This is a genomic window from Pseudomonas sp. KK4 (assembly GCF_001984065.1).
Taxonomy (GTDB): Bacteria; Pseudomonadota; Gammaproteobacteria; order Pseudomonadales; family Pseudomonadaceae; genus Aquipseudomonas.
Map to the genome: position 1 here is coordinate 13,442 of NZ_LYVP01000031.1, position 24,317 is coordinate 37,758.

The 24,317-nt window shown below is 58.5% G+C and carries 19 protein-coding genes and 2 tRNA genes; 19 read left to right on the forward strand and 2 right to left on the reverse strand.

All coding sequences use genetic code 11. From position 1 onward, the window contains the following. Window positions 1–78: 78 nt before the first annotated feature. Window positions 79–483 (forward strand): ferric iron uptake transcriptional regulator, encoded by a 405-nt coding sequence (gene fur, locus B0W55_RS13070; RefSeq protein ID WP_003197684.1) that lies wholly within the window; start codon window positions 79–81, stop codon window positions 481–483. Between the two features lie 74 nt (window positions 484–557). Here fur and recN read toward each other — a convergent pair whose 3' ends face one another. Further along, window positions 558–2,231 (reverse strand): DNA repair protein RecN, encoded by a 1,674-nt coding sequence (recN, locus tag B0W55_RS13075; RefSeq protein ID WP_077046410.1) that lies wholly within the window; start codon window positions 2,229–2,231, stop codon window positions 558–560. Window positions 2,232–2,471: 240 nt separating this feature from the next. On the opposite strand from recN, the gene grpE reads away from it, so the two are divergent. The 7 genes from grpE to greA all read left to right on the forward strand — a co-directional run bounded on the left by grpE (window position 2,472) and on the right by greA (window position 12,509). Beyond that, window positions 2,472–3,038, forward strand: a complete 567-nt coding sequence (grpE, locus tag B0W55_RS13080; protein ID WP_077046411.1) for a nucleotide exchange factor GrpE — start codon at window positions 2,472–2,474, stop codon at window positions 3,036–3,038. Window positions 3,039–3,140: 102 nt separating this feature from the next. Further along, window positions 3,141–5,057: a molecular chaperone DnaK gene (dnaK, locus tag B0W55_RS13085; protein WP_056854958.1), complete on the forward strand. Its 1,917-nt coding sequence runs from the start codon at window positions 3,141–3,143 to the stop codon at window positions 5,055–5,057. A gap of 298 nt (window positions 5,058–5,355) precedes the next feature. Further along, on the forward strand, window positions 5,356–6,480 hold the full coding sequence (gene dnaJ, locus B0W55_RS13090) for a molecular chaperone DnaJ (protein WP_077046412.1): 1,125 nt from the start codon (window positions 5,356–5,358) through the stop codon (window positions 6,478–6,480). A gap of 10 nt (window positions 6,481–6,490) precedes the next feature. Further along, on the forward strand, window positions 6,491–7,294 hold the full coding sequence (gene dapB / locus B0W55_RS13095) for a 4-hydroxy-tetrahydrodipicolinate reductase (protein ID WP_077046413.1): 804 nt from the start codon (window positions 6,491–6,493) through the stop codon (window positions 7,292–7,294). Between the two features lie 259 nt (window positions 7,295–7,553). After that, the gene (gene carA, locus B0W55_RS13100) at window positions 7,554–8,690 is read left to right on the forward strand and encodes a glutamine-hydrolyzing carbamoyl-phosphate synthase small subunit (protein ID WP_077046414.1); all 1,137 of its coding nucleotides are present in this window, start codon (window positions 7,554–7,556) and stop codon (window positions 8,688–8,690) included. A 118-nt stretch (window positions 8,691–8,808) separates the two neighbouring features. Next, window positions 8,809–12,030, forward strand: coding sequence for a carbamoyl-phosphate synthase large subunit (gene carB / locus B0W55_RS13105; protein ID WP_056854961.1), 3,222 nt, complete (start codon window positions 8,809–8,811; stop codon window positions 12,028–12,030). A gap of 2 nt (window positions 12,031–12,032) precedes the next feature. Next, complete coding sequence (gene greA, locus B0W55_RS13110; protein WP_047539307.1) at window positions 12,033–12,509, forward strand: transcription elongation factor GreA; 477 nt, start codon at window positions 12,033–12,035, stop codon at window positions 12,507–12,509. Between the two features lie 171 nt (window positions 12,510–12,680). On the opposite strand, the gene B0W55_RS13115 is transcribed toward greA, so the two are convergent. After that, window positions 12,681–12,989 carry a YhbY family RNA-binding protein gene (locus tag B0W55_RS13115; protein ID WP_007942889.1) on the reverse strand — a complete coding sequence of 103 codons (309 nt, stop codon included), beginning with the start codon at window positions 12,987–12,989 and terminating at the stop codon, window positions 12,681–12,683. Window positions 12,990–13,090: 101 nt separating this feature from the next. Between B0W55_RS13115 and rlmE the strand changes: the two genes are divergently transcribed. From rlmE to infB, 11 genes are all read left to right on the forward strand, one after another. After that, window positions 13,091–13,720 (forward strand): 23S rRNA (uridine(2552)-2'-O)-methyltransferase RlmE, encoded by a 630-nt coding sequence (rlmE, locus tag B0W55_RS13120; protein WP_077046415.1) that lies wholly within the window; start codon window positions 13,091–13,093, stop codon window positions 13,718–13,720. Between the two features lie 203 nt (window positions 13,721–13,923). Then, window positions 13,924–15,834: an ATP-dependent zinc metalloprotease FtsH gene (gene ftsH, locus B0W55_RS13125; protein WP_077046416.1), complete on the forward strand. Its 1,911-nt coding sequence runs from the start codon at window positions 13,924–13,926 to the stop codon at window positions 15,832–15,834. 8 nt (window positions 15,835–15,842) lie between these two features. Beyond that, on the forward strand, window positions 15,843–16,694 hold the full coding sequence (folP, locus tag B0W55_RS13130) for a dihydropteroate synthase (RefSeq protein ID WP_077046417.1): 852 nt from the start codon (window positions 15,843–15,845) through the stop codon (window positions 16,692–16,694). Window positions 16,695–16,710: 16 nt separating this feature from the next. Further along, window positions 16,711–18,048: a phosphoglucosamine mutase gene (gene glmM / locus B0W55_RS13135; RefSeq protein WP_077046418.1), complete on the forward strand. Its 1,338-nt coding sequence runs from the start codon at window positions 16,711–16,713 to the stop codon at window positions 18,046–18,048. 66 nt (window positions 18,049–18,114) lie between these two features. Next, a complete protein-coding gene (gene tpiA, locus B0W55_RS13140; RefSeq protein ID WP_077046419.1) occupies window positions 18,115–18,870 on the forward strand; it encodes a triose-phosphate isomerase in 756 nt (251 codons plus the stop codon). Window positions 18,871–18,874: 4 nt separating this feature from the next. Further along, window positions 18,875–19,258, forward strand: coding sequence for a preprotein translocase subunit SecG (secG, locus tag B0W55_RS13145; protein ID WP_077046420.1), 384 nt, complete (start codon window positions 18,875–18,877; stop codon window positions 19,256–19,258). Window positions 19,259–19,280: 22 nt separating this feature from the next. Beyond that, window positions 19,281–19,366: transfer RNA gene (locus B0W55_RS13150), tRNA-Leu, on the forward strand. Window positions 19,367–19,463: 97 nt separating this feature from the next. Next, a tRNA-Met gene (locus tag B0W55_RS13155) sits at window positions 19,464–19,540 on the forward strand. A 138-nt stretch (window positions 19,541–19,678) separates the two neighbouring features. Further along, window positions 19,679–20,137, forward strand: a complete 459-nt coding sequence (gene rimP, locus B0W55_RS13160; RefSeq protein ID WP_007973115.1) for a ribosome maturation factor RimP — start codon at window positions 19,679–19,681, stop codon at window positions 20,135–20,137. 47 nt (window positions 20,138–20,184) lie between these two features. Then, window positions 20,185–21,666, forward strand: coding sequence for a transcription termination factor NusA (gene nusA, locus B0W55_RS13165; protein WP_077046421.1), 1,482 nt, complete (start codon window positions 20,185–20,187; stop codon window positions 21,664–21,666). A gap of 27 nt (window positions 21,667–21,693) precedes the next feature. Further along, window positions 21,694–24,219, forward strand: a complete 2,526-nt coding sequence (gene infB / locus B0W55_RS13170) for a translation initiation factor IF-2 (protein WP_077046422.1) — start codon at window positions 21,694–21,696, stop codon at window positions 24,217–24,219. Window positions 24,220–24,317: the final 98 nt, after the last annotated feature.

The following is a 24,317-nucleotide window of genomic DNA, read 5'->3' on the forward strand; positions in this document are numbered from 1 at the left end:
TCTTGGCTGGGACAACGTAAACGCCGATCATACCCGCATTAAGAGAAGCTGCGAAGCAGCATCGCGAGAAAGCTGACCATGGTTGAAAATAGCGAACTACGCAAAGCCGGCCTCAAAGTGACCCTGCCACGGGTCAAGATTCTGCAAATGCTCGATTCCGCCGAGCAGCGCCACATGAGTGCCGAGGATGTCTACAAGGCACTGATGGAGGCTGGCGAGGACGTCGGTCTGGCCACGGTATATCGTGTCCTGACTCAGTTCGAGGCAGCTGGCCTTGTGGTGCGACACAACTTTGACGGAGGCCATGCGGTCTTCGAGCTGGACGACGGCAAGCATCACGACCACATGGTCAACGTCGAGACCAGCGAAGTGATCGAGTTCTTCGACGAAGAAATCGAGCGCCTGCAGAAAGCAATCGTCGACAAGTATGGCTTCGAGATGGTTGATCACAACTTGGTGCTGTACGTGCGCAAGAAAAAGTAAGCAGTCGCGCGAGCGCAAGGTTCGCGAAACGAACGAAGGCGGCCTCAGGGTCGCCTTCGTGCTTTCTGCCTGCCTCAAGCTTTTGCGGTGACGACCATTTTCTTGGCGTGAGCCAGGGATTCCTTGGTGAGATCAATGCCGCCCAGCATTCGCGCCACTTCTTCGATGCGGTCGTTCTTGCTCAGCTTGGAGACGGCAGTTCGGGTGGCGTCTTCGCCTCGAACTTTATGCACGAACAAGTGCTGATGCCCTTGGGCAGCCACTTGGGGCAGGTGGGTCACGGTCAGAACCTGGCCCCGCTCGCCGAGCCGGCGCAGCAACTGGCCGACAATCTCCGCCGTCGGGCCGCCAATGCCTACGTCCACTTCGTCGAATACCAGGGTCGGCACGCGGGAAGTCTGTGCAGTGATCACCTGGATGGCCAGGCTGATCCGTGACAGTTCGCCGCCCGATGCCACTTTCGCAAGGGCTTTTAAAGGTTGCCCCGGGTTGGCGCTGACCAGCAGTTCTACCTGTTCAAGCCCATTGGGCAACAATTCGTCGCTGCTGTTGGGGCGCAGTTCGATGGTGAAGCGACCGCCTGGCATGCCCAGGCGTTGGATTTCCTGCTCCACGGCGCTGGCCAGGCTGCCAGATGCCTGATGGCGCAAATCGCTCAGCTCTCGAGCCTTTTCCTGATAATGACGGGCGTAGGACGACAGTTCGTCGCTCAGTCGCTCGATGGATTCGTCATTGGCATTGAGGGTTTCGATTTCATCCAGCAGCTTTTGCTGCATCTCGGCCACTTCGGTGGGCTGGATGCGGTGTTTGCGCGCCAGTGTGTAGATTGCATCCAGACGTTCTTCCAGATACTGCAGTCGGGAGGGATCGGCATCGAAATTGTCGAGAAAGCGGTTCAGCTCGCCGACGGCTTCTTCGACCTGGATCTGGGCACTGGTCAGCAGGCTGCTGGCTTCGCCCAGGGCGCCGATCGAGCTATTGACACTCGACAGGCGGTTGAGGCTGGCCGTGAGTGCATTAAGGACGTTCCCGGAATCACTTTCGCTGCATTGCTCGACGACTTGCCGGCAGATGCCCAGCAGGGTTTCAGCGTTGGTCAGGTTCTTGTGTTCCTGCTCCAGTTGCTCCAGTTCGTTGTCGCCCAGGCCAAGATTCTCCAGTTCTTCCAGTTGATAGCTGAGCAACTGATGGCGTGCGCGCTGCTCGTCGCCCGAGTTGGAGAGGCGCTCCAGTTCCTGGCGAGTCTGGCGCCAACGCTGCGCGGCCAACTGAACCTGGCGGGCAAGGTCCGTCGCGCCGGCGTACTCGTCCAGCAGGCGACGATGGGTGTCGGTCTTGAGCAGGGATTGGTGTTCGTGCTGGCTGTGAATGTCGATCAGCAGTTCGCCCAGTGCCTTCAGGTCGCCCAGAGGGCAGGGCGTGCCGTTGATGTAGCCGCGCGAACGCCCTTCGGCGGTGATCACCCGGCGCAAAATGCACGGGCCGTCATTTTCCAGGTCGCGTTCGGACAGCCATGCACCGGCTTCCGGGATGTCGGCCAGGTCGAAGGTTGCCAGGATGTCGGCCTTGTCTGCGCCGGGGCGGACCACGCCGCTGTCGGCGCGATCGCCGAGGGTCAGGCCGAGGGCATCGAGCATGATCGACTTGCCGGCGCCGGTTTCCCCCGTGATCACGCTCATTCCGCGATCGAGTTCGAGATCGAGATGTTCGACGATGGCGTAGTTGTGTACGGACAGGTGCACCAGCATAAAGGCCGCTCCCAGGCTTTAGGTCTGGTTATTTATACAGTGTTTTGTTTCGAGCTGACAATGCCCCTCTTTAGCACGATTGGCTTGATCCGACGAAATTCTTAGCGCGACGGGGAATGACAATGCAGAGCTTTTTGTAGGGTTAATACGATCGGGCCCCTTGAAGCGCCATTTTGCGACCCCATATAGCTGGACAGAAGCGCGAGTAAGGCTCGCAGACGATATTGAAAGGAGAATTCTATGGCTGACGAACAGACAGTGGATACGCAAAACCCAGACGCCAACCAGGCGCCCGAGGCTTCGGGTGAAGACCTGGCGGCTCGTGTACAAGTGCTCGAAGAGCAACTGGCAGGCGCACAGGATCAGGCTTTGCGTGTAGCCGCCGATCTGCAGAACGTCCGCCGCCGCGCCGAGCAGGATGTCGAAAAGGCGCACAAGTTCGCGCTGGAGAAATTCGCCGGTGACCTGCTGCCGATCATCGACAGCCTCGAGCGGGGTCTGGAGTTGTCCAATCCGGATGACGAAAGCATTCGTCCGATGCGCGAAGGTATCGAACTGACCCTGAAAATGTTCCAGGACACCCTCAAGCGTTATCAGCTCGAAGCGATCGACCCACATGGCGAACCGTTCAATGCCGTTCTTCATCAGGCAATGGCCATGCAGGAAAGCGCCGACCTTGAGCCCAATAGCGTGCTGAAGGTATTCCAGAAGGGCTACCAGCTCAACGGTCGCCTGTTGCGCCCGGCCATGGTCGTGGTCAGCAAGGCTCCGGCGCCAGTTTCGCCTTCTATTGACGAGCAGGCTTGAAATTAGCCGCAAGGCCCCCATTTAGAAGTCAAGCGTTTAAGTGCTACCGCAGTTAGCCACCACTGCTGCGGCAACCAAATCCAAAGTTTCGGGAGAGTGAACATGGGCAAAATTATCGGTATCGACCTGGGGACTACCAACTCCTGCGTCTCCGTGCTTGAAAACGGCGTAGCCAAAGTAATCGAAAACGCCGAAGGCGCGCGCACCACGCCGTCGATCATTGCATACGCCAACGATGGCGAAATCCTGGTCGGCCAGTCCGCCAAGCGTCAGGCAGTGACCAACCCGCACAACACCCTGTACGCGGTGAAGCGTCTGATCGGTCGCAAGTTCGACGAAGAAGTCGTTCAGAAAGACATCAAGATGGTCCCGTACAAGATCGCCAAGGCTGACAACGGCGACGCCTGGGTTGAAGTGAACGGCCAGAAGATGGCGCCGCCACAGATCTCGGCTGAAATCCTGAAGAAAATGAAGAAGACCGCCGAAGATTACCTCGGCGAGCCTGTGACCGAAGCGGTGATCACCGTTCCGGCCTACTTCAACGACAGCCAGCGTCAGGCGACCAAAGACGCCGGCCGCATCGCCGGCCTGGACGTAAAACGTATCATCAACGAACCGACCGCGGCTGCTCTGGCCTACGGTATGGACAAGGCCAAGGGCGACCACACTGTCATCGTTTATGACCTGGGTGGCGGTACCTTCGACGTGTCCGTGATCGAAATCGCTGAAGTGGACGGCGAGCACCAGTTCGAAGTGTTGGCCACCAACGGCGACACCTTCCTGGGTGGTGAAGACTTCGACATTCGTCTGATCGACTACCTCGTTGACGAATTCAAGAAAGAAAGCGGCATGAACCTCAAGGGTGACCCGCTGGCCATGCAGCGCCTGAAAGAAGCCGCTGAAAAAGCCAAGATCGAGCTGTCGTCCGCTCAGTCGACCGACGTGAACCTGCCGTACATCACTGCAGACGCTACCGGTCCGAAGCACCTGAACGTGAAGATCTCCCGCGCCAAGCTGGAAGCGCTGGTGGAAGACCTGGTTCAACGCACCATTGAGCCTTGCCGTATCGCTCTGAAAGACTCCGGTATCGACGTTGGCGCAATCAACGACGTGATCCTGGTGGGCGGTCAGACCCGTATGCCACTGGTTCAGAAGCTGGTGACCGAATTCTTCGGTAAAGAAGCACGTAAAGACGTGAACCCGGACGAAGCCGTTGCCATGGGTGCTGCGATTCAGGGCGCCGTTCTGGCCGGTGACGTGAAAGACGTGCTGCTGCTGGACGTCAGCCCGCTGACCCTGGGTATCGAAACCATGGGTGGCGTGATGACCGCGCTGATCGAGAAAAACACCACGATTCCTACCAAGAAGTCGCAAGTGTTCTCGACTGCCGATGACAACCAGGGCGCCGTGACCATTCACGTGCTGCAAGGTGAGCGTAAGCAGGCTGCGCAGAACAAGTCCCTGGGCAAGTTCGACCTGGCCGAGATTCCACCTGCTCCACGTGGCGTGCCACAAATCGAAGTGACCTTCGACATCGACGCCAACGGCATTCTGCACGTAGGCGCCAAGGACAAGGCCACCGGCAAGACTCAGTCGATCGTGATCAAGGCCAACTCCGGTCTGTCCGACGAAGAGATCGAGCGCATGGTGCGTGATGCCGAGGCGAACGCCGAGGAAGACCGCAAGTTCGAAGAGCTGGCCGCTGCCCGCAACCAGGGCGATGCACTGGTTCACTCCACGCGCAAAATGGTCGCTGACGCTGGCGATAAAGTGAGCGCCGAAGAGAAGACTGCAATCGAAGCTGCCGTGGTTGCTCTGGAAGCCGCTGTCAAAGGCGACGACAAGGCTGCGATCGAAGCCAAGGTTGAAGAGCTGTCGAAGGTCTCCGCGCCGGTTGCTCAGAAAATGTACGCCGAGCAGGCTCAGCCCGCCGAAGGTGCTGCACCGCAAGGCGAGTCGGCTGAGAAGGCGGATGACGTCGTCGATGCCGAGTTCGAAGAAGTCAAAGACCACAAGTAAGTTGTTGGTCGCCCGGTTGACTGCCTTCAGGCGGTGACTGGTAGGATGTCGCCGCGCGGGAGCTTGCTCCCGCGTTGGCGTGTCTGGAGTAAGCGAATTTTTACAGTGTGCGACAACGGTCGCGGGCTGATGGCATGGTCGGGAATGCTCCTGCTTCCCGAGCTGCAAGTGCCAGATCGAAACAAAGACCAGGATCGTTGAATTGACGTGAGTTGGGTCCGGGCCTGTATTGGGGCTCAACGAGTTTGGCGAGGCTCAGGAGAGGTTTGCCGAACGTCCTCAAGAGTGCAGAAGACTTATGGCAAAGCGTGACTATTACGAAGTATTGGGTGTTGAGCGCGGCACAAGCGAGGCGGACCTGAAAAAGGCTTACCGTCGCCTGGCGATGAAGCATCACCCGGACCGTAATCCCGATGACAAAGCGTCGGAAGAGAAATTCAAAGAGGCCAACGAGGCCTACGAAGTGCTGTCCGATTCCAGCAAGCGTGCGGCGTACGACCAGTACGGCCATGCCGGCGTCGACCCGAGCATGGGTGGCGGCGGCGCCGGTTTCGGCGGTCAGAACTTCTCCGACATCTTTGGTGATGTCTTCAGTGACTTCTTCGGTGGCGGTCGCGGTGGTTCCCGTGGTGGCGCTCAGCGCGGCAGCGACCTGCGTTACACCCTGGAGCTGGACCTGGAAGAAGCGGTGCGCGGTACGACCGTGAATATCCGCGTTCCGACGCTGGTCAATTGCAAGCCGTGCGACGGCTCGGGTGCCAAGAAAGGCTCCTCGCCGGTGACTTGCCCGACTTGCGGCGGTATCGGTCAGGTGCGCATGCAGCAGGGTTTCTTCTCGGTGCAGCAGACCTGCCCGCGCTGCCATGGCCAGGGCAAGATCATTTCCGATCCGTGCGATTCCTGCCATGGCGAAGGTCGTGTCGAAGAGTACAAGACCCTGTCGGTGAAAGTGCCGGCCGGGGTCGATACCGGTGATCGCATTCGTCTGTCCGGCGAAGGCGAGGCGGGCGCTCAAGGTGGCCCGACCGGTGACCTGTACGTGGTGATCAATGTGCGCGAGCACTCGATCTTCCAGCGTGACGGCAAGCATCTGTTCTGCGAAGTGCCGATCAGTTTCGTCGATGCGGCGCTGGGTGGCGAGTTGGAGATCCCGACTCTGGATGGTCGGGTCAAACTGAAGATCCCTGAAGGGACTCAGACCGGCAAGCAGTTCCGCGTGCGTGGCAAGGGCGTTGCTCCTGTGCGTGGCGGCGGTGCGGGTGACTTGATGTGCCGTGTGGCAGTCGAGACGCCGGTCAATCTGAGTCGTCGTCAGCGCGAAATGCTGGAAGAGTTCCGCAATTCCCTGGCGGACGACAACAGCCATTCGCCGAAAACCACGGGCTGGTTCGAAGGCGTGAAGCGCTTCTTCGGCGATTTGTAAGGAGGCAGGCATGCGACGTATAGCTGTGATGGGCGCCGCCGGGCGTATGGGTAAAACCCTGATCGAAGCCGTGCATCAAGCGCCGGGCGCGGGTCTGACCGCGGCGGTTGATCGTCCCGACAGCACTCTGGTCGGTGCCGATGCCGGTGAGCTGGCTGCGCTGGGTCGTATCGGCGTACCGCTGTCCGGTGATCTGGATCGCGTGGTTGACGAGTTCGACGTGCTGATCGACTTCACGCACCCGACGGTGACCCTGAAGAACCTGGCCTTCTGCCGCAAGCATGGCAAGGCGATGATCATCGGTACCACCGGTTTCAGCGTTGAAGAGAAGCAGTTGCTGGCGGAGGCGGGCAAGGATATCCCGATCGTCTTCGCGGCCAATTTCAGCGTGGGTGTAAACCTTTGCCTGAAATTGCTGGACACCGCTGCTCGGGTGTTGGGTGATGATGTCGATATCGAAATCACCGAAGCGCATCACCGGCATAAGGTCGATGCGCCGTCGGGTACCGCAGTGCGCATGGGCGAAGTGATTGCCGATGCCTTGGGACGTGATCTGAAAAAAGTGGCGGTTTATGGTCGTGAGGGTCAGACCGGCGCCCGTGATCGCGAAACGATCGGTTTCGCCACTGTGCGCGCCGGTGACATCGTCGGTGATCATACGGTGCTGTTCGCTGCCGATGGTGAGCGTGTAGAGATCACTCACAAGGCGTCCAGTCGCATGACCTTCGCCAAGGGTGCGGTGCGTGCCGCGTTGTGGCTCGATGGTCGCGAACCTGGTCTGTACGATATGCAGGACGTGCTCGACCTGCGTTAAGATGTGCCCGAAATCGGGTTCGAACCATGGGTTTGAGCCCGGTTTTACCCCGCCAAGCGACGACCTGTCGCATTCTCCAGCCTTTCGGGCTCATTGGCGGTAGACCAAAAAGGCCTTTTTCTGTAAGCTACAGCTTTAGTGTGTCCACTAAAAGCGCGCAGAATAATTCAGTGAAGAAGCGGGGTGACGTGTCCATACGTCACTCCGCTTTTTTACAACCTGCGATCGCCCTTTCAGGCTTTATTTACGGGAGGTCTTCTTGACTAAGCCAGCCATACTCGCCCTTGCTGATGGCAGCATTTTTCGCGGCGAAGCCATTGGAGCCGACGGTCAGACCGTTGGTGAGGTGGTGTTCAACACCGCAATGACCGGCTATCAGGAAATCCTTACCGATCCTTCCTACGCCCAACAGATCGTTACCCTGACTTACCCGCACATCGGCAACACCGGCACCACGCCGCAAGACGCCGAGTCGAACCGCGTCTGGTCCGCTGGCCTGGTCATCCGTGACCTGCCACTGGTAGCGAGCAACTGGCGTAACACGATGTCCCTGTCCGATTACCTGAAGGCCAACAACGTTGTGGCCATTGCCGGTATCGACACCCGCCGCCTCACGCGCATCCTGCGTGAAAAGGGCGCGCAGAACGGCTGCATCATGGCCGGTGACAACATTTCCGAAGAAGCCGCCATCGCCGCCGCCCAGGGTTTCCCTGGCCTAAAGGGCATGGACCTGGCAAAAGTCGTCAGCACTAAAGAGCAGTACGAATGGCGTTCGACTGTCTGGGACCTGAAAACCGACAGTCACGCGACCATTGAAGCCTCCGAGCTGCCGTACCACGTGGTTGCCTACGATTACGGCGTCAAGGTCAACATCCTGCGCATGCTGGTCGAGCGCGGCTGCCGCGTGACCGTGGTTCCTGCGCAAACCCCGGCCGCCGATGTGCTGGCCCTGAATCCGGACGGCGTGTTCCTGTCCAACGGCCCTGGCGATCCGGAGCCTTGTGACTACGCGATCCAGGCGATCAAGGACGTGCTGGAAACCGAGATCCCGGTATTTGGCATCTGCCTCGGTCACCAACTGCTGGCCCTGGCGTCCGGCGCCAAGACCGTGAAGATGGGCCATGGCCACCACGGTGCCAACCACCCGGTGCAGGATCTGGATACCGGCGTGGTGATGATCACCAGCCAGAACCACGGTTTTGCGGTAGACGAAGCGACCCTGCCAGCCAACGTCCGCGCGATCCACAAGTCGCTGTTCGACGGCACCCTGCAAGGGATCGAGCGTACCGACAAGAGCGCCTTCAGCTTCCAGGGTCACCCTGAAGCCAGCCCTGGCCCGAACGACGTAGCGCCATTGTTCGATCGCTTCATCAACGAGATGGCCAAGCGACGCTGATCGCTCGCCCTGATGCAGCAAAGCTTGAGGGTGGTCCCGACACCGGCGGCCCCCTCAAGTCTTCATCGATTGAACAAGACGGCTTGCCGACTGACCTGCGGATTTGAGTGACAAACCCATGCCAAAACGTACAGACATTAAAAGCATCCTGATTCTCGGCGCTGGCCCGATCGTGATCGGCCAGGCCTGCGAATTCGACTACTCCGGCGCCCAGGCCTGCAAGGCCCTGCGCGAAGAGGGTTACCGCGTCATCCTGGTGAACTCCAACCCGGCCACCATCATGACCGACCCGGCCATGGCCGACGCCACCTACATCGAGCCGATCAAGTGGCAGACCGTTGCCAAGATCATCGAGAAAGAGCGTCCGGACGCACTGCTGCCGACCATGGGCGGCCAGACCGCTCTGAACTGCGCCCTGGATCTGGAGCGCGAAGGCGTTCTGGAGAAGTTCGGCGTAGAGATGATCGGTGCCAACGCCGACACCATCGACAAGGCCGAAGACCGTTCGCGCTTCGACAAGGCCATGAAGTCCATCGGTCTGGCATGCCCGCGTTCCGGTATCGCTCACAGCATGGAAGAGGCCAACGCGGTCCTCGAAAAGCTGGGCTTCCCGTGCATCATCCGTCCGTCCTTCACCATGGGCGGCACTGGTGGCGGTATTGCTTACAACCGTGAAGAGTTCGAAGAAATCTGCGCCCGCGGTCTGGACCTGTCGCCGACCAAAGAGCTGCTGATCGATGAATCGCTGATCGGTTGGAAAGAGTACGAAATGGAGGTTGTCCGCGATAAGAAGGACAACTGCATCATCGTCTGCTCCATCGAAAACTTCGACCCGATGGGCGTGCACACCGGTGACTCGATCACCGTGGCTCCCGCACAGACCCTGACCGACAAGGAATACCAGATCCTGCGTAACGCCTCCCTGGCGGTATTGCGCGAGATCGGCGTGGAAACCGGCGGTTCCAACGTACAGTTCGGTATCTGCCCGAACACTGGCCGCATGGTCGTGATCGAAATGAACCCGCGGGTATCCCGTTCGTCGGCCCTGGCTTCGAAAGCCACCGGTTTCCCGATCGCCAAGGTCGCTGCCAAACTGGCCGTGGGTTACACCCTGGACGAACTCTCCAATGACATCACCGGTGGCAAGACCCCGGCGTCTTTCGAGCCGTCCATCGACTACGTAGTAACCAAGCTGCCACGTTTCGCGTTCGAGAAATTCTCCAAGGCTGACGCGCGCCTGACCACTCAGATGAAGTCGGTCGGCGAAGTCATGGCCATCGGCCGGACCTTCCAGGAATCCCTGCAGAAAGCCCTGCGCGGCCTGGAAGTCGGTGTGTGCGGCCTGGACGAGAAGGTCGATCTGCGCAACCCGGAAAGCATGAGCATCCTCAAGCGCGAGCTGACCGTGCCGGGCGCCGAGCGTATCTGGTACGTGGCGGACGCAATGCGCGCCGGCATGAGCGTCGAAGATATCTTTGGCATGACCATGATCGATCCTTGGTTCCTGGTGCAGATGGAAGACCTGATCAAGGACGAAGAGAAGGTCAAGACCCTTGGCCTGACCAGCATCGACCGTGATCTGATGTTCCGCCTCAAGCGCAAGGGCTTCTCCGACATGCGCCTGGCCAAGCTGCTGGGTGTGACCGAAAAGGCCCTGCGCGCCCATCGCCACAAGCTGGAAATCTTCCCGGTCTACAAGCGCGTCGACACCTGCGCCGCCGAGTTCGCCACCGACACCGCTTACCTGTACTCCACGTACGAAGAAGAGTGCGAAGCCGCGCCATCGGGTCGCGACAAGATCATGATCCTGGGTGGCGGTCCTAACCGTATCGGCCAGGGCATCGAGTTCGACTACTGCTGCGTTCACGCGGCACTGGCCCTGCGCGATGACGGGTACGAGACCATCATGGTCAACTGCAACCCGGAAACCGTTTCCACCGACTACGACACCTCCGACCGCCTGTACTTCGAACCAGTAACCCTGGAAGACGTGCTGGAAATCGTCCGGGTCGAGAAGCCAAAAGGTGTGATCGTCCAGTACGGCGGCCAGACCCCGCTGAAACTGGCCCGCGCCCTGGAAGCCGCTGGCGTGCCCATCATTGGTACCAGCCCTGACGCCATCGACCGTGCCGAAGACCGTGAACGCTTCCAGCAAATGGTCCAGCGCCTGAACCTGCGTCAGCCGCCAAACGCTACCGTGCGCAGCGAAGACGAAGCGATTCGCGCCGCTGCCAAGATCGGCTACCCGCTGGTGGTGCGTCCGTCCTATGTACTGGGCGGTCGTGCGATGGAAATCGTGTACGAAGAAGAAGAACTCAAGCGCTACCTGCGCGAAGCGGTCCAGGTGTCCAATGACAGCCCGGTCTTGCTGGATCACTTCCTCAACTGCGCCATCGAGATGGACGTGGACGCGGTCTGCGACGGCAAGGATGTGGTGATCGGCGCGATCATGCAGCACATCGAGCAGGCCGGTGTTCACTCCGGTGACTCCGCGTGCTCGCTGCCACCGTACTCGCTGCCTGCGCACATCCAGGACGAGATGCGCGAACAGGTCAAGAAAATGGCCCTGGAGCTGGGCGTGGTCGGCCTGATGAACGTTCAGTTGGCGCTGCAAGGCGAAGACATCTACGTCATCGAAGTCAACCCGCGTGCTTCGCGTACCGTGCCGTTCGTGTCCAAGTGCATCGGTGTTTCCCTGGCAATGATCGCTGCGCGGGTGATGGCCGGTAAGACCCTCCAAGAGCTGGGTTTCACCAAGGAAATCATTCCGAACTTCTACAGCGTGAAAGAGGCGGTGTTCCCGTTCGCCAAATTCCCTGGTGTTGACCCGATCCTCGGCCCAGAGATGAAGTCCACCGGTGAAGTGATGGGCGTGGGCGATACCTTCGGTGAGGCCTTCGCCAAAGCCCAGATGGGTGCCAGCGAAGTGCTGCCGACCGGCGGTACCGCATTCATCAGCGTGCGTGACGACGACAAGCCTCTGGTTGCCGGCGTGGCCCGTGATCTGATCAACTTGGGCTTCGAAGTGGTTGCCACTGCCGGTACTGCCAAGCTGATCGAAGCCGCAGGCCTGAAAGTGCGCCGCGTGAACAAGGTGACCGAGGGTCGTCCGCACGTGGTCGACATGATCAAGAACGACGAAGTCACCCTGATCATCAACACCACCGAGGGTCGTCAGTCGATCGCTGACTCCTATTCCATTCGTCGCAATGCCTTGCAGCACAAGATCTACTGCACCACCACCATTGCTGCTGGCGAAGCTATCTGCGAAGCGCTGAAGTTCGGTCCCGAGAAGACCGTACGCCGCTTGCAGGATCTACACGCAGGATTGAAGGCATGAGCATAACCAAGTACCCAATGACCGTTCAGGGCGCTCGCGCCCTGGAAGAAGAGCATGCTCACCTGACCAAGGTCGTTCGTCCGAAGCTCAGCCAGGACATCGGTACGGCCCGCGAGTTGGGTGACTTGAAGGAAAACGCCGAATACCACGCTGCTCGCGAGCAGCAGGGTATGGTCGAGGCGCGGATCCGTGACATCGAAGGCCGCATGCAGAACGCTGTGGTGATCGACGTCACGACCATTGCTCACACCGGCAAGGTGATCTTCGGCACCACCGTTGAAATCGCCAACGTCGAGACGGATGAAAGCGTCACCTACCAGATCGTTGGTGAGGATGAGGCAGACATCAAGCTGGGCAAGATTTCCGTCGGTTCGCCTATTGCCCGCGCCTTGATTGCCAAGGAGGAGGGTGACGTGGTGGCGGTCAAGACGCCCAGTGGCGTGATCGAGTACGAGATCGTCGAAGTCCGCCACATCTGAAGGCAGGCGCGCGCTTCTTGCGGGCGCCATGCTTTGGCAGGCCGCAGGCCCGGATGTTGCGTGTCGGCGGCTTGTGACGTTTGCAAGTCGGGCTGCTACCGGTGCTGCTCTTGCAGTCAGTGCCGGGATGGGGTGGCAGGGTGCGCGAAGCACACCCTTGACCCCCTGCGATCACTTGAAGCGATGAACGTTCGACAGTTGCTTGTTGACGCTGAAGTTCTTACGGTAAATCAGTGCCATCTTGCCGATAACCTGAACCAGATCCGCTTTGCCGACCTTGCACAGTTCTGCAATGGACGCCAGGCGCGATTCGCGATCGAGGATGTTGAGCTTGATCTTGATCAGCTCGTGATCCGCCAGGGCGCGTTCAAGTTCGGCTAACACACCTTCAGTCAAACCGTTGTCAGCCACAATCAATACTGGTTTCAGATGGTGGCCAATGGATTTGTACTGTTTCTTCTGCTCTTGAGTGAGCGGCATAATCTGACCCTTTCGTCTGGATTCTGTAAAATGGCGGCCATTTTACCCGAGGGTTCGTGGATCCGCCCAACTAATCACGACCCTTATCATCGAGGTGCCCAATGGCGCGTTCCAAGACAAGCCTTGGTTGGCTGAAACGACATGTCAATGATCCCTATGTGAAGCAGGCGCAGAAGGATGGCTACCGCTCACGGGCGAGTTACAAGCTTCTGGAGGTCCAGGAGAAATACAAGCTGATCCGCCCGGGAATGAGCGTTGTCGATCTGGGGGCGGCGCCCGGTGGCTGGTCGCAGGTCACCAGCCGGCTGATCGGCGGTCAGGGGCGTCTGATCGCCTCGGACATCCTGGAAATGGACAGCATTCCGGACGTGACTTTCATCCAGGGTGACTTCACCCAGGATGAAGTGCTCGCCCGGATCCTTGAAGCCGTGGGTAATTCGCAGGTGGACCTTGTGATTTCCGATATGGCCCCCAATATGAGTGGTACGCCTGCGGTAGATATGCCAAAAGCCATGTTTCTTTGCGAGTTGGCGCTTGATCTGGCGGCTCGGATACTCAAGCCGGGCGGCAATTTCGTGATCAAGGTTTTTCAGGGCGAAGGATTCGATGCTTACGTGAAGGACGCTCGTCAGAAATTCGACAAGGTCCAGATGATCAAGCCGGACTCTTCCCGTGGCAGTTCTCGCGAGCAATACATGCTGGCTTGGGGTTACCGCGGTCACAGTGAATGAAACGAGGTTTTTTCGGTGGGGCGATAGGTTTTTCGTATTTCGCCCTGCGTGCATAAGCGAATATTGTGTAGAAAGTGTTTCACAAAGGGTTACAGACGGCGCCTGCCAGAGTCGTAGGTAATGTAGTAAGTTAGGCCGGTGAATATCATGCGAAGCGCGCGCCAACAGCGGCGCTTGCTTCAGAGGGTAGTTAATTGAACGATATGGCAAAGAATCTGATCCTGTGGTTGATCATCGCGGCTGTCCTGGTGACAGTGATGAACAACTTCTCCAGTCCTAACGAGCCGCAGACCCTCAACTATTCCGACTTCATCCAGCAGGTCAAGGATGGCAAAGTCGAGCGCGTGGCGGTTGATGGCTACGTGATCACCGGCAAGCGCAACGATGGCGACAGCTTCAAGACCATTCGTCCAGCCATCCAGGACAACGGCCTGATCGGCGACCTGGTGGACAATCATGTCGTGGTCGAAGGCAAGCAACCTGAACAGCAAAGCATCTGGACTCAACTCCTGGTGGCAAGCTTCCCGATCCTGGTGATCATCGCCGTGTTCATGTTCTTCATGCGGCAGATGCAGGGTGGTGCTGGCGGTAAGGGCGGGCCGATGAGTTTCGGCAAGAGCAAGGCGCGTCTGCTTTCCGAAGATCAGGTAAAGACTACCTTGGCTGACGTTGCCGGTTGCGACGAAGCCAAGGAAGAGGTTGGCGAACTGGTCGAGTTCCTGCGTGATCCGGGCAAGTTCCAGCGTCTGGGGGGTCGTATTCCTCGCGGCGTGTTAATGGTGGGTCCTCCAGGTACTGGTAAGACCTTGCTGGCCAAGGCGATTGCCGGCGAAGCCAAAGTGCCGTTCTTCACTATTTCCGGTTCTGACTTCGTCGAGATGTTCGTCGGCGTGGGTGCCAGTCGTGTTCGCGACATGTTCGAGCAGGCCAAGAAGCACGCGCCATGCATCATCTTCATCGATGAAATCGACGCCGTCGGTCGCCACCGTGGCGCTGGCATGGGCGGCGGTCACGATGAGCGTGAGCAGACTCTCAACCAGTTGCTGGTGGAGATGGATGGCTTTGAAATGAACGACGGCATCATCGTGATTGCTGCCACCAACCGTCCTGACGTGCTTGACCCAGCGCTGCTGCGTCCAGGTCGTTTTGACCGTCAGGTTGTGGTGGGGTTGCCGGACATTCGCGGTCGCGAACAGATTCTCAAGGTGCACATGCGCAAAGTGCCGATGGGTGACGATGTTGCCCCGGCCGTGATCGCGCGTGGTACGCCTGGCTTCTCCGGTGCCGACTTGGCCAACCTGGTGAACGAGGCCTCGCTGTTTGCCGCTCGTGCCGGTAAGCGCATTGTTGAAATGAAAGAGTTTGAGCTGGCCAAAGACAAGATCATGATGGGTGCCGAGCGCAAATCCATGGTCATGTCCGAGAAAGAAAAGCAAAACACCGCTTATCACGAAGCCGGTCATGCCATCGTTGGTCGCGTCGTGCCTGAGCATGATCCGGTGTACAAGGTTTCGATCATCCCGCGCGGTCGCGCGCTGGGTGTCACCATGTTCCTGCCGGAAGAAGATCGTTACAGCCTGTCCAAGCGCGCATTGATCAGTCAGATCTGCTCGCTCTACGGCGGTCGTATCGCCGAAGAAATGACCTTGGGCTTCGATGGTGTCACCACCGGTGCCTCCAACGACATCATGCGTGCCAGCCAGATTGCGCGGAACATGGTGACCAAGTGGGGGTTGTCGGAGAAGCTCGGTCCGCTGATGTACGCCGAAGAAGAGGGCGAAGTGTTCCTCGGTCGCGGCGGCGGTGGTCAGAATGCAAGCTTCTCGGGTGAGACCGCGAAACTGATCGACTCCGAAGTTCGCAGCATCATTGATCAGTGCTACGGCACGGCAAAGCAGATCCTCACGGACAACCGTGACAAGCTCGACGCCATGGCCGATGCCTTGATGAAGTATGAGACGATTGATGCCGAGCAAATCGATGACATCATGGCGGGTCGCACCCCTCGCGAACCTCGTGATTGGTCGGGTGGTACCGGAACATCCGGAACGCCACCAGCGGTGCAGGACGAGCGTCCGCAAACTCCTATCGGCGGTCCGGCTGCTGACGTTTAAGGTTTGAAATGACTTCTGTTCAGTCCTCGACCCGGTTGCCTTGCGGCAACCGGGTTCTTGATTTGGCCCATACGCATGTCATGGGCATTCTCAATGTCACTCCCGATTCTTTCTCTGATGGCGGCCAGTACAGCCAGCTGGATGCAGCCTTGCGTCACGCCGAGGCCATGGTCGCGGCCGGCGCTACGCTGATCGATGTTGGTGGCGAATCGACACGGCCGGGCGCCAGGGCGGTATCGCCGCTGGAGGAGCTCGAGCGCGTTGCGCCGGTCGTCGAGCGTATCAGTCGCGAGTTGGATGTCATTATCTCGGTCGACACCTCTACGCCAGCCGTCATGCGTGAAACAGCGCGGCTCGGGGCCGGGTTGATCAATGATGTGCGCTCGCTGCGCCGCGATGGCGCGCTGGATGCTGCGGCGGCAACCGGTTTGCCGGTCTGCCTGATGCATATGCTCGGTGAGCCTGGAGATATGCAGGATAATCCGCATTATCGGGACGTCACCAAAGAGGTGGGTGAGTTCCTTGCCGAGCGCATGGCTCAATGTGCTTTGGCGGGTATTGCTGCCGAACGGATCATTCTGGACCCCGGTTTTGGCTTCGCAAAAAACTTGCAGCACAATCTAAGCTTGTTCAAACATATGGATGCTTTGCATGCCTTGGGCAGACCCCTGTTGGTCGGTGTTTCCCGCAAAAGCATGATAGGGCAGGCGTTGAATCGCCCGGTGGGAGAGCGCCTTTATGGTGGGCTCGCCCTCGCGGCGCTGGCTTCCCACAAAGGTGCGCGTATATTGCGCGTCCATGATGTAGCCGAAACAGTCGATGTGGTGAAGATGATCACCGCAGTGGAATCAGCCGAATAAGAGTGAAGGAGCGTTTATGGCTAGGAAATATTTTGGTACTGATGGCATTCGCGGCCGAGTGGGCGAATACCCGATTACCCCTGATTTCATGCTCAAGCTCGGCTGGGCCGCCGGTATGGCGTTCCGCAAGATGGGCGCCTGCAAGGTGCTGGTGGGCAAGGACACTCGAATTTCCGGATACATGTTTGAATCGGCACTTGAAGCCGGACTCACTTCCGCCGGTGCTGACGTCATGCTTCTCGGACCTATGCCAACCCCGGCCATCGCCTATCTGACGCGTACTTTTCATGCTGAAGCCGGTATCGTAATCAGTGCTTCGCACAATCCGCATGATGATAATGGCATCAAGTTCTTTTCCGGCAAGGGCACCAAGCTCCCGGATGAAGTCGAGCAGATGATCGAAGAGTTGCTGGACACGCCGATGACGGTGGTTGAGTCGAGCAAGATCGGCAAGGTGTCGCGAATCAACGACGCCTCCGGCCGTTATATCGAATTCTGTAAAAGCAGTGTGCCGACCGGTACCAGCTTCTCGGGCCTCAAAGTCGTGCTCGACTGTGCCCATGGTGCGACTTACAAGGTCGCGCCTAGCGTATTCCGTGAACTGGGTGCCGATGTCGTGGTTCTGTCCGCGCAGCCCAATGGCTTGAACATCAACGATAATTGCGGTTCGACCCATATGGGGCAACTGCAGGCAGCCGTTCTGGCTGAGCATGCCGATCTGGGTATTGCATTCGACGGTGACGGCGACCGGGTTCTGATGGTTGATCACACCGGCGCAATCGTCGATGGCGACGAGTTGCTGTACATCATCGCGCGCGATCTGCATGAGCGTAACAAGCTGCAAGGTGGTGTGGTCGGTACGCTGATGAGCAACCTGGGGCTGGAATTGGCCCTGGCAGACCTGGCAATTCCATTCGTGCGCGCCAATGTTGGCGACCGTTATGTGATTGCTGACCTGCTTGAGCGCAACTGGCTGGTGGGTGGGGAAAACTCCGGTCATATTGTTTGCTTCAATCACACCACGACGGGCGATGCGATCATTGCTGCATTGCAGGTGTTGATGGCGCTCAAAACCCGCTCCGAAGGCCTGGCTCAGGCTCGACAGGCGTTGCGCAAATGCCCTCAAGTGCTGATCAACGTGCGTTTCGGTGGCGGTGCAAGCCCCCTCGATCACCCGTCGGTCAAGGAGGCCAGTGAGCGCGTAACCAAAGCCATGGCGGGTCGCGGGCGTGTGTTGTTGCGCAAGTCTGGAACAGAGCCGCTGGTGCGTGTGATGGTCGAAGGTGAAGACGAAACACAGGTTCGCGGCTACGCCGAAGAACTGGCAAAGCTGGTTACTGAAGTTTCTGCCTGATTTCGGCTTGCCAGCCATGATTGTGTTGGGTAACATCTGCGCCCACTTTGACCGACGAGGTACAGCATGCGTCGCCCTATGGTAGCTGGTAACTGGAAGATGCACGGTACCCGCGCCAGCGTCGCTGAGCTGATCAACGGCCTTCGTGACTTGGCCTTGCCGAGCGGTGTCGATGTAGCGGTATTCCCGCCTTGCTTGCATATCAATCAAGTGATTGATGGCCTGGAAGGCAAGCTGATTTCGGTCGGCGCGCAAAACTCTGCGGTGGAATCCATGCAAGGCGCATTGACAGGCGAAGTTGCGCCGAGTCAGTTGGTGGATGCAGGTTGTTCCCTGGTACTTGTCGGGCATTCCGAACGTCGCCAGATCATGGGTGAGCAGGACGGTATGCTTGTTCGCAAGTTTGCGGCGGCACAGGCAAGTGGCTTGATTCCGGTGCTGTGCGTGGGGGAAACCCTGGAGCAGCGCGAAGCCGGCCAAACGCTTGAGGTTGTCTCGCGTCAGTTGGGCAGCGTCATCGACGAGTTGGGTGTCGACGTGTTTGCAAGGGCAGTAATCGCTTACGAGCCGGTCTGGGCCATTGGAACCGGGCTGACTGCTTCACCGCAACAGGCGCAGGATGTGCATGCAGCCATCCGTGCTCAGTTGGCGGAAAAAAATTCTGAAGTCGCGCAAGGTGTGCGGCTTCTATACGGCGGCAGCGTGAAGGCGGCCAATGCGGTCGAACTGTTCGGCATGCCGGATATCGATGGGGGCCTCATTGGTGGGGCTTCCCTGAATGCAGATGAGTTCGGTGCGATCTGTCGCGCCGCGGGAAACTGAAAAAATGCTGGAAACAGTCGTAGTCGTTTTTCATCTGCTGGGTGCATTGGGCGTAGTTGCCTTGGTATTGCTGCAGCAGGGTAAAGGTGCGGATGCTGGCGCGTCTTTCGGAGCAGGTGCTTCAAATACTGTGTTCGGAAGCCAAGGTTCCTCTACCTTTCTTAGTAAGTTTACTGCTATACTTGCCGCAGGTTTCTTCATAACCAGCTTGGGGTTAGGTTACTTTGCTAAAGAGAAAGCTCACCAGCTGACTCAAGTAGGTTTGCCAAATCCAGCGGTGTTGGAAGTTCCAAAGCAACAACCGGCTTCTGACGATGTCCCGGTGCTTCAAGAGCAAAAGTCGGCTACTCCAGCGACTGACGTACCTCCAGCTCAAGGGCAGAAGTAAGAAGGGTTTCAAACGTAGTATTGCCGAGGTGGTGGAATTGGTAGACACGCAACCTTGAGGTGGTTGTGCCCATAGGGTGTAGGGGTTCGAGTCCCCTTCTCGGTACCAATTAGTCAGGAGAGCCCGCTGTTGCGGGCTTTCTTGCAGGTGGAAGGTTACATTGACCCTGTAGGGGATCGGTCGTATACTTCCGCCCCAGCTTTGTCGCGGGGTGGAGCAGTCTGGTAGCTCGTCGGGCTCATAACCCGAAGGTCGTCGGTTCAAATCCGGCCCCCGCAACCAGTTTAAGGAGCCCCTTTTAAGGGGCTTTTTGTTAGCTGGACACTTTCAACGCCGCTGTTCGACGGCGTTTCAAGGATGGGCGTTTCGCCCATTTTTTTATTTTGCATAGCATGCACATACATGCACTAGGGGGTTCAGGTGTCGAGCAAGCTAGAAGAGTTGCAGGCCTTGCTGGCCCCGGTGGTCGTGGCCCTAGGCTATGAATGCTGGGGTATTGAGTTTTCGGCTCAAGGTCGCCACTCAATGTTGCGCGTTTATATCGATAAAGAGGGCGGTGTGCTGGTGGACGATTGCGCCATCGTAAGCCGTCAGATCAGCGGTGTCCTGGATGTTGAAGATCCAATCTCCGTTGAATACACCCTTGAAGTTTCCTCGCCTGGCATGGAACGCCCGCTGTTCACTCTTGAGCAGTTTGCAAAATTTGCCGGTGAACAAGTGAAGATCAAGCTGCGCTCGCCTTTTGAAGGACGACGCAACTTTCAGGGCCTTCTGCGCGGTGTAGAAGAGCAGGACGTCGTGGTGCAGGTAGAAGACCATGAGTTCCTGTTGCCGATCGATATGATCGACAAGGCCAACATTATTCCCAGTTTTGACTGAGACGCGGATCCCGCGGATCCAATGGCTTGCGAAAGGCGAGGCGTACGATGAGCAAAGAAGTACTGCTGGTTGTTGAGTCGGTATCCAATGAAAAGGGCGTACCGGCAAACGTGATTTTTGAAGCGCTGGAGCTGGCTCTGGCCACTGCCACCAAAAAGCGTTTTGAAGACGAAGTTGATCTGCGTGTGGAAATCAATCGCCACACCGGTTCCTACGAGACATTCCGTCGCTGGACGGTCGTAGAAGAAGATGATCTGGACGATCCGGCCATCGAAACCTGGCCGAGCAAGGTTGCTGAAACGCACCCTGGCGCCAAGGTTGGCGACGTAGTCGAAGAAAAGATCGAGTCCATCGAATTTGGTCGCATCGCTGCACAGACTGCCAAGCAAGTCATCGTGCAGAAAGTTCGCGAAGCCGAGCGCGCCCAGGTGGTTGACGCTTACCGCGAACGCCTGGGTGAAATCATCTCTGGCACCGTGAAGAAAGTGACCCGCGACAACGTGATCGTCGATCTGGGCAACAACGCCGAAGCGTTGCTGGCCCGTGAAGACATCATTTCTCGCGAAACCTTCCGTGTTGGCGTGCGCCTGCGTGCGCTGCTCAAGGAAATCCGCACCGAGAACCGCGGCCCACAGCTGATCCTGTCGCGTACCGCGCCGGAAATGCTGATCGAGCTGTTCCGCATCGAAGTGCCGGAGATTGCCGAGGGCCTGATCGAAGTGATGGCTGCGTCCCGTGACCCGGGATCCCGTGCCAAGATCGCCGTTCGATCCAAGGACAAACGCATCGACCCGCAAGGCGCTTGCATTGGTATGCGCGGTTCGCGTGTACAGGCAGTGTCGGGCGAGCTGGGCGGTGAGCGTGTTGATATCGTTCTGTGGGACGACAACCCGGCTCAGTTCGTGATCAATGCCATGTCCCCGGCAGAGGTTGCGGCAATTATCGTTGACGAAGATGCCCATGCCATGGACATCGCCGTTGGCGCAGACAATCTGGCTCAGGCCATCGGTCGCGGTGGTCAGAACGTGCGTCTGGCCAGCCAATTGACTGGCTGGACTCTGAACGTGATGACCGAATCGGACATCCAGGCTAAGCAGCAAGCAGAAACCGGCGACATCCTGCGCAACTTCATCGACGAGCTGGAAGTCGACGAAGAACTGGCACAGGTGCTGGTAGATGAAGGCTTTACCAGCCTGGAAGAGATTGCCTACGTACCGTTGGAAGAAATGCTCAACATCGACGGCTTTGACGAAGACATCGTCAACGAGCTTCGCGCTCGTGCCAAGGATCGTTTGTTGACCAAAGCCATCGCTACTGAGGAAAAGCTGGCAGACGCCCATCCGGCCGAAGACCTGCTCTCGCTTGAGGGTATGGACAAGGATTTGGCGATGGAACTGGCGGTGCGCGGCGTAATTACCCGCGAAGACCTGGCCGAGCAGTCTATTGACGATCTGCTCGACATCGACGGCATTGACGATGATCGTGCCGGCAAGTTGATCATGGCCGCCCGAGCCCACTGGTTCGAGTAATTAGGCGCGGCCTGAGGAGAGAAGTGCATGACGCAAGTCACGGTGAAACAACTGGCCGATGAGGTCAAAACACCGGTAGAGCGCCTGTTGCAGCAGATGCGTGAGGCAGGTCTGCCGCACACCGCCGCCGAAGAACATGTGACTGACAGTGAGAAGCAATCCTTGCTGACTCACTTGAAGAGCAGCCACAAGGCGAAAGTGGAAGAACCACGCAAGATTACGCTGCAGCGTAAAACCACCAGCACCCTGCGTGTTGCTGGCAGCAAAAGCATCAGCGTTGAAGTACGCAAGAAGAAAGTCTTCGTACAGCGCAGCCCGGAAGAAATCGAAGCCGAGCGCAAGCGTGAACTGGATGAACGTCGCGCAGTAGAAAATGCTGCCCGTCAGAAGGCTGAAGAAGAAGCCAAGCGTCGCGCCGAAGAAGAAGCGCGTCGTCAGCCTGCTGCTGCGCCGACCGCTCCAGCCGAACCTGTTGCAGCGCCTGCTGCAGTGGCCGAACCTGTTCGCGAAAGCGCGCCGGTTGTGGCAGCTGCTCCGGCACCTGCGGCGGACGCTCGCAAGCGTGACGAACCACGCCGTCCGGACAAGCCACGTGCCGACGACAACAATCGTCGCGGTGGCGGCGATGGCGAGCGCAAGAACGCTCCGCATCGTGCTTCGGTCAAGGAAAAGGCGCCTGCTCCACGGGTTGCCCCACGTACTACCGACGAAGAGAGCGATGGCTTCCGTCGTGGTGGTCGCGGCAAGGCCAAGCTGAAGAAACGCAACGCGCACGGTTTCCAGAGCCCAACCGGCCCTGTCGTGCGTGAAGTGAAGATCGGCGAGACCATCACTGTGGGCGATCTGGCCCAGCAGATGTCGGTCAAGGCTGCTGAAATCATCAAGTTCATGTTCAAACTGGGTACTCCAGCGACCATCAACCAGGTGCTCGATCAGGAAACTGCTCAACTGGTAGCCGAAGAACTGGGCCACAAAGTGACCCTGGTCAGCGACACCGCTTTGGAAGATTCCCTGGCCGAGTCCCTGAAGTTCGAAGGCGAGGCAGTTGCCCGTGCGCCGGTCGTGACCGTGATGGGCCACGTTGACCACGGTAAGACTTCCCTGCTCGACTACATCCGTCGTGCCAAGGTGGCTGCTGGCGAAGCCGGTGGTATTACCCAGCACATCGGTGCCTACCACGTTGAAACCGACCGTGGCATGGTGACGTTCCTCGACACCCCAGGTCACGCCGCGTTCACCGCGATGCGTGCCCGTGGTGCCAAGGCGACCGACATCGTGATCCTGGTGGTTGCAGCGGACGACGGCGTAATGCCGCAAACCATCGAAGCTGTTCAGCATGCTCAGGCTGCTGGTGTTCCGCTGGTTGTCGCTGTGAACAAGATCGACAAGCCAGGTGCTGACCTCGATCGCATTCGTAGCGAGCTGTCGGTACATGGCGTGACGTCGGAAGAGTGGGGTGGCGACACTCCTTTCGTACCGGTTTCGGCCAAGATGGGTACCGGTGTCGATGAACTGCTCGAAGCCGTTCTGCTGCAAGCCGAAGTTCTGGAGTTGACCGCAACGCCGTCGGCTCCTGGTCGTGGCGTCGTGGTTGAATCGCGTCTGGACAAGGGCCGTGGTCCGGTGGCTACCGTTCTGGTTCAGGACGGTACCCTGCGTCAGGGCGACATGGTTCTGGTCGGTTCGAACTATGGCCGCGTTCGCGCCATGCTCGACGAGAACGGCAAGCCAATCAAGGAAGCCGGTCCTGCCATCCCTGTCGAGATCCTCGGCCTGGACGGTACCCCGGACGCTGGCGACGAGATGAGCGTGGTTGCCGACGAGAAGAAAGCCCGTGAAGTGGCTCTGTTCCGTCAAGGCAAGTTCCGCGAAGTCAAACTGGCTCGTGCTCACGCAGGCAAGCTGGAAAACATCTTCGAAAGCATGGGTCAGGAAGAGAAGAAGACGCTCAACATCGTCCTCAAATCCGATGTCCGTGGTTCGCTGGAAGCGTTGAACGGTGCCTTGAACGGCCTGGGTAACGACGAAGTGCAAGTGCGCGTGGTCGGTGGCGGTGTCGGTGGTATCACCGAGTCCGACGCCAACCTGGCACTGGCCTCCAACGCTGTTCTGTTCGGCTTCAACGTGCGTGCCGATGCCGGCGCTCGCAAGATCGTCGAGCAGGAAGGTCTGGATATGCGTTACTACAACGTGATCTACGACATCATCGAAGACGTCAAGAAAGCCCTGACCGGCATGCTCGGCAGCGATGTTCGCGAGAACATCCTGGGTGTGGCCGAAGTGCGTGACGTGTTCCGTTCGCCGAAGTTTGGCGCGATCGCAGGTTGCATGGTTATCGAAGGTGTTGTTCACCGTAACCGTCCAATCCGTGTACTGCGTGAAGACATCGTTATCTTCGAAGGCGAGCTGGAATCCCTGCGCCGCTTCAAGGATGACGCTTCCGAAGTACGTGCCGGCATGGAATGCGGTATCGGCGTGAAGAGCTACAACGACGTCAAAGTCGGTGACAAGATCGAAGTCTTCGAGAAGGTTCAGGTTGCTCGCAGTCTCTAACTCGCGCACTTCAAGGGCCACGCCAAGCCGCCGCATGCAGATGCGCGGCAACGCGTCAGGACTCTAAACGCAACGCCCGGTCTGGCTTTTGTCAGGCC

Coding starts and splice junctions, on each gene's coding strand:
- fur (WP_003197684.1), top strand. CDS start 79: ATGGTTGAAAATAGCGAACTACGCAAAGCCGGCCTCAAAGTGACCCTG.
- recN (WP_077046410.1), bottom strand. CDS start 2,231: ATGCTGGTGCACCTGTCCGTACACAACTACGCCATCGTCGAACATCTC.
- grpE (WP_077046411.1), top strand. CDS start 2,472: ATGGCTGACGAACAGACAGTGGATACGCAAAACCCAGACGCCAACCAG.
- dnaK (WP_056854958.1), top strand. CDS start 3,141: ATGGGCAAAATTATCGGTATCGACCTGGGGACTACCAACTCCTGCGTC.
- dnaJ (WP_077046412.1), top strand. CDS start 5,356: ATGGCAAAGCGTGACTATTACGAAGTATTGGGTGTTGAGCGCGGCACA.
- dapB (WP_077046413.1), top strand. CDS start 6,491: ATGCGACGTATAGCTGTGATGGGCGCCGCCGGGCGTATGGGTAAAACC.
- carB (WP_056854961.1), top strand. CDS start 8,809: ATGCCAAAACGTACAGACATTAAAAGCATCCTGATTCTCGGCGCTGGC.
- B0W55_RS13115 (WP_007942889.1), bottom strand. CDS start 12,989: ATGCCGCTCACTCAAGAGCAGAAGAAACAGTACAAATCCATTGGCCAC.
- rlmE (WP_077046415.1), top strand. CDS start 13,091: ATGGCGCGTTCCAAGACAAGCCTTGGTTGGCTGAAACGACATGTCAAT.
- ftsH (WP_077046416.1), top strand. CDS start 13,924: ATGGCAAAGAATCTGATCCTGTGGTTGATCATCGCGGCTGTCCTGGTG.
- folP (WP_077046417.1), top strand. CDS start 15,843: ATGACTTCTGTTCAGTCCTCGACCCGGTTGCCTTGCGGCAACCGGGTT.
- glmM (WP_077046418.1), top strand. CDS start 16,711: ATGGCTAGGAAATATTTTGGTACTGATGGCATTCGCGGCCGAGTGGGC.
- tpiA (WP_077046419.1), top strand. CDS start 18,115: ATGCGTCGCCCTATGGTAGCTGGTAACTGGAAGATGCACGGTACCCGC.
- secG (WP_077046420.1), top strand. CDS start 18,875: ATGCTGGAAACAGTCGTAGTCGTTTTTCATCTGCTGGGTGCATTGGGC.
- nusA (WP_077046421.1), top strand. CDS start 20,185: ATGAGCAAAGAAGTACTGCTGGTTGTTGAGTCGGTATCCAATGAAAAG.
- infB (WP_077046422.1), top strand. CDS start 21,694: ATGACGCAAGTCACGGTGAAACAACTGGCCGATGAGGTCAAAACACCG.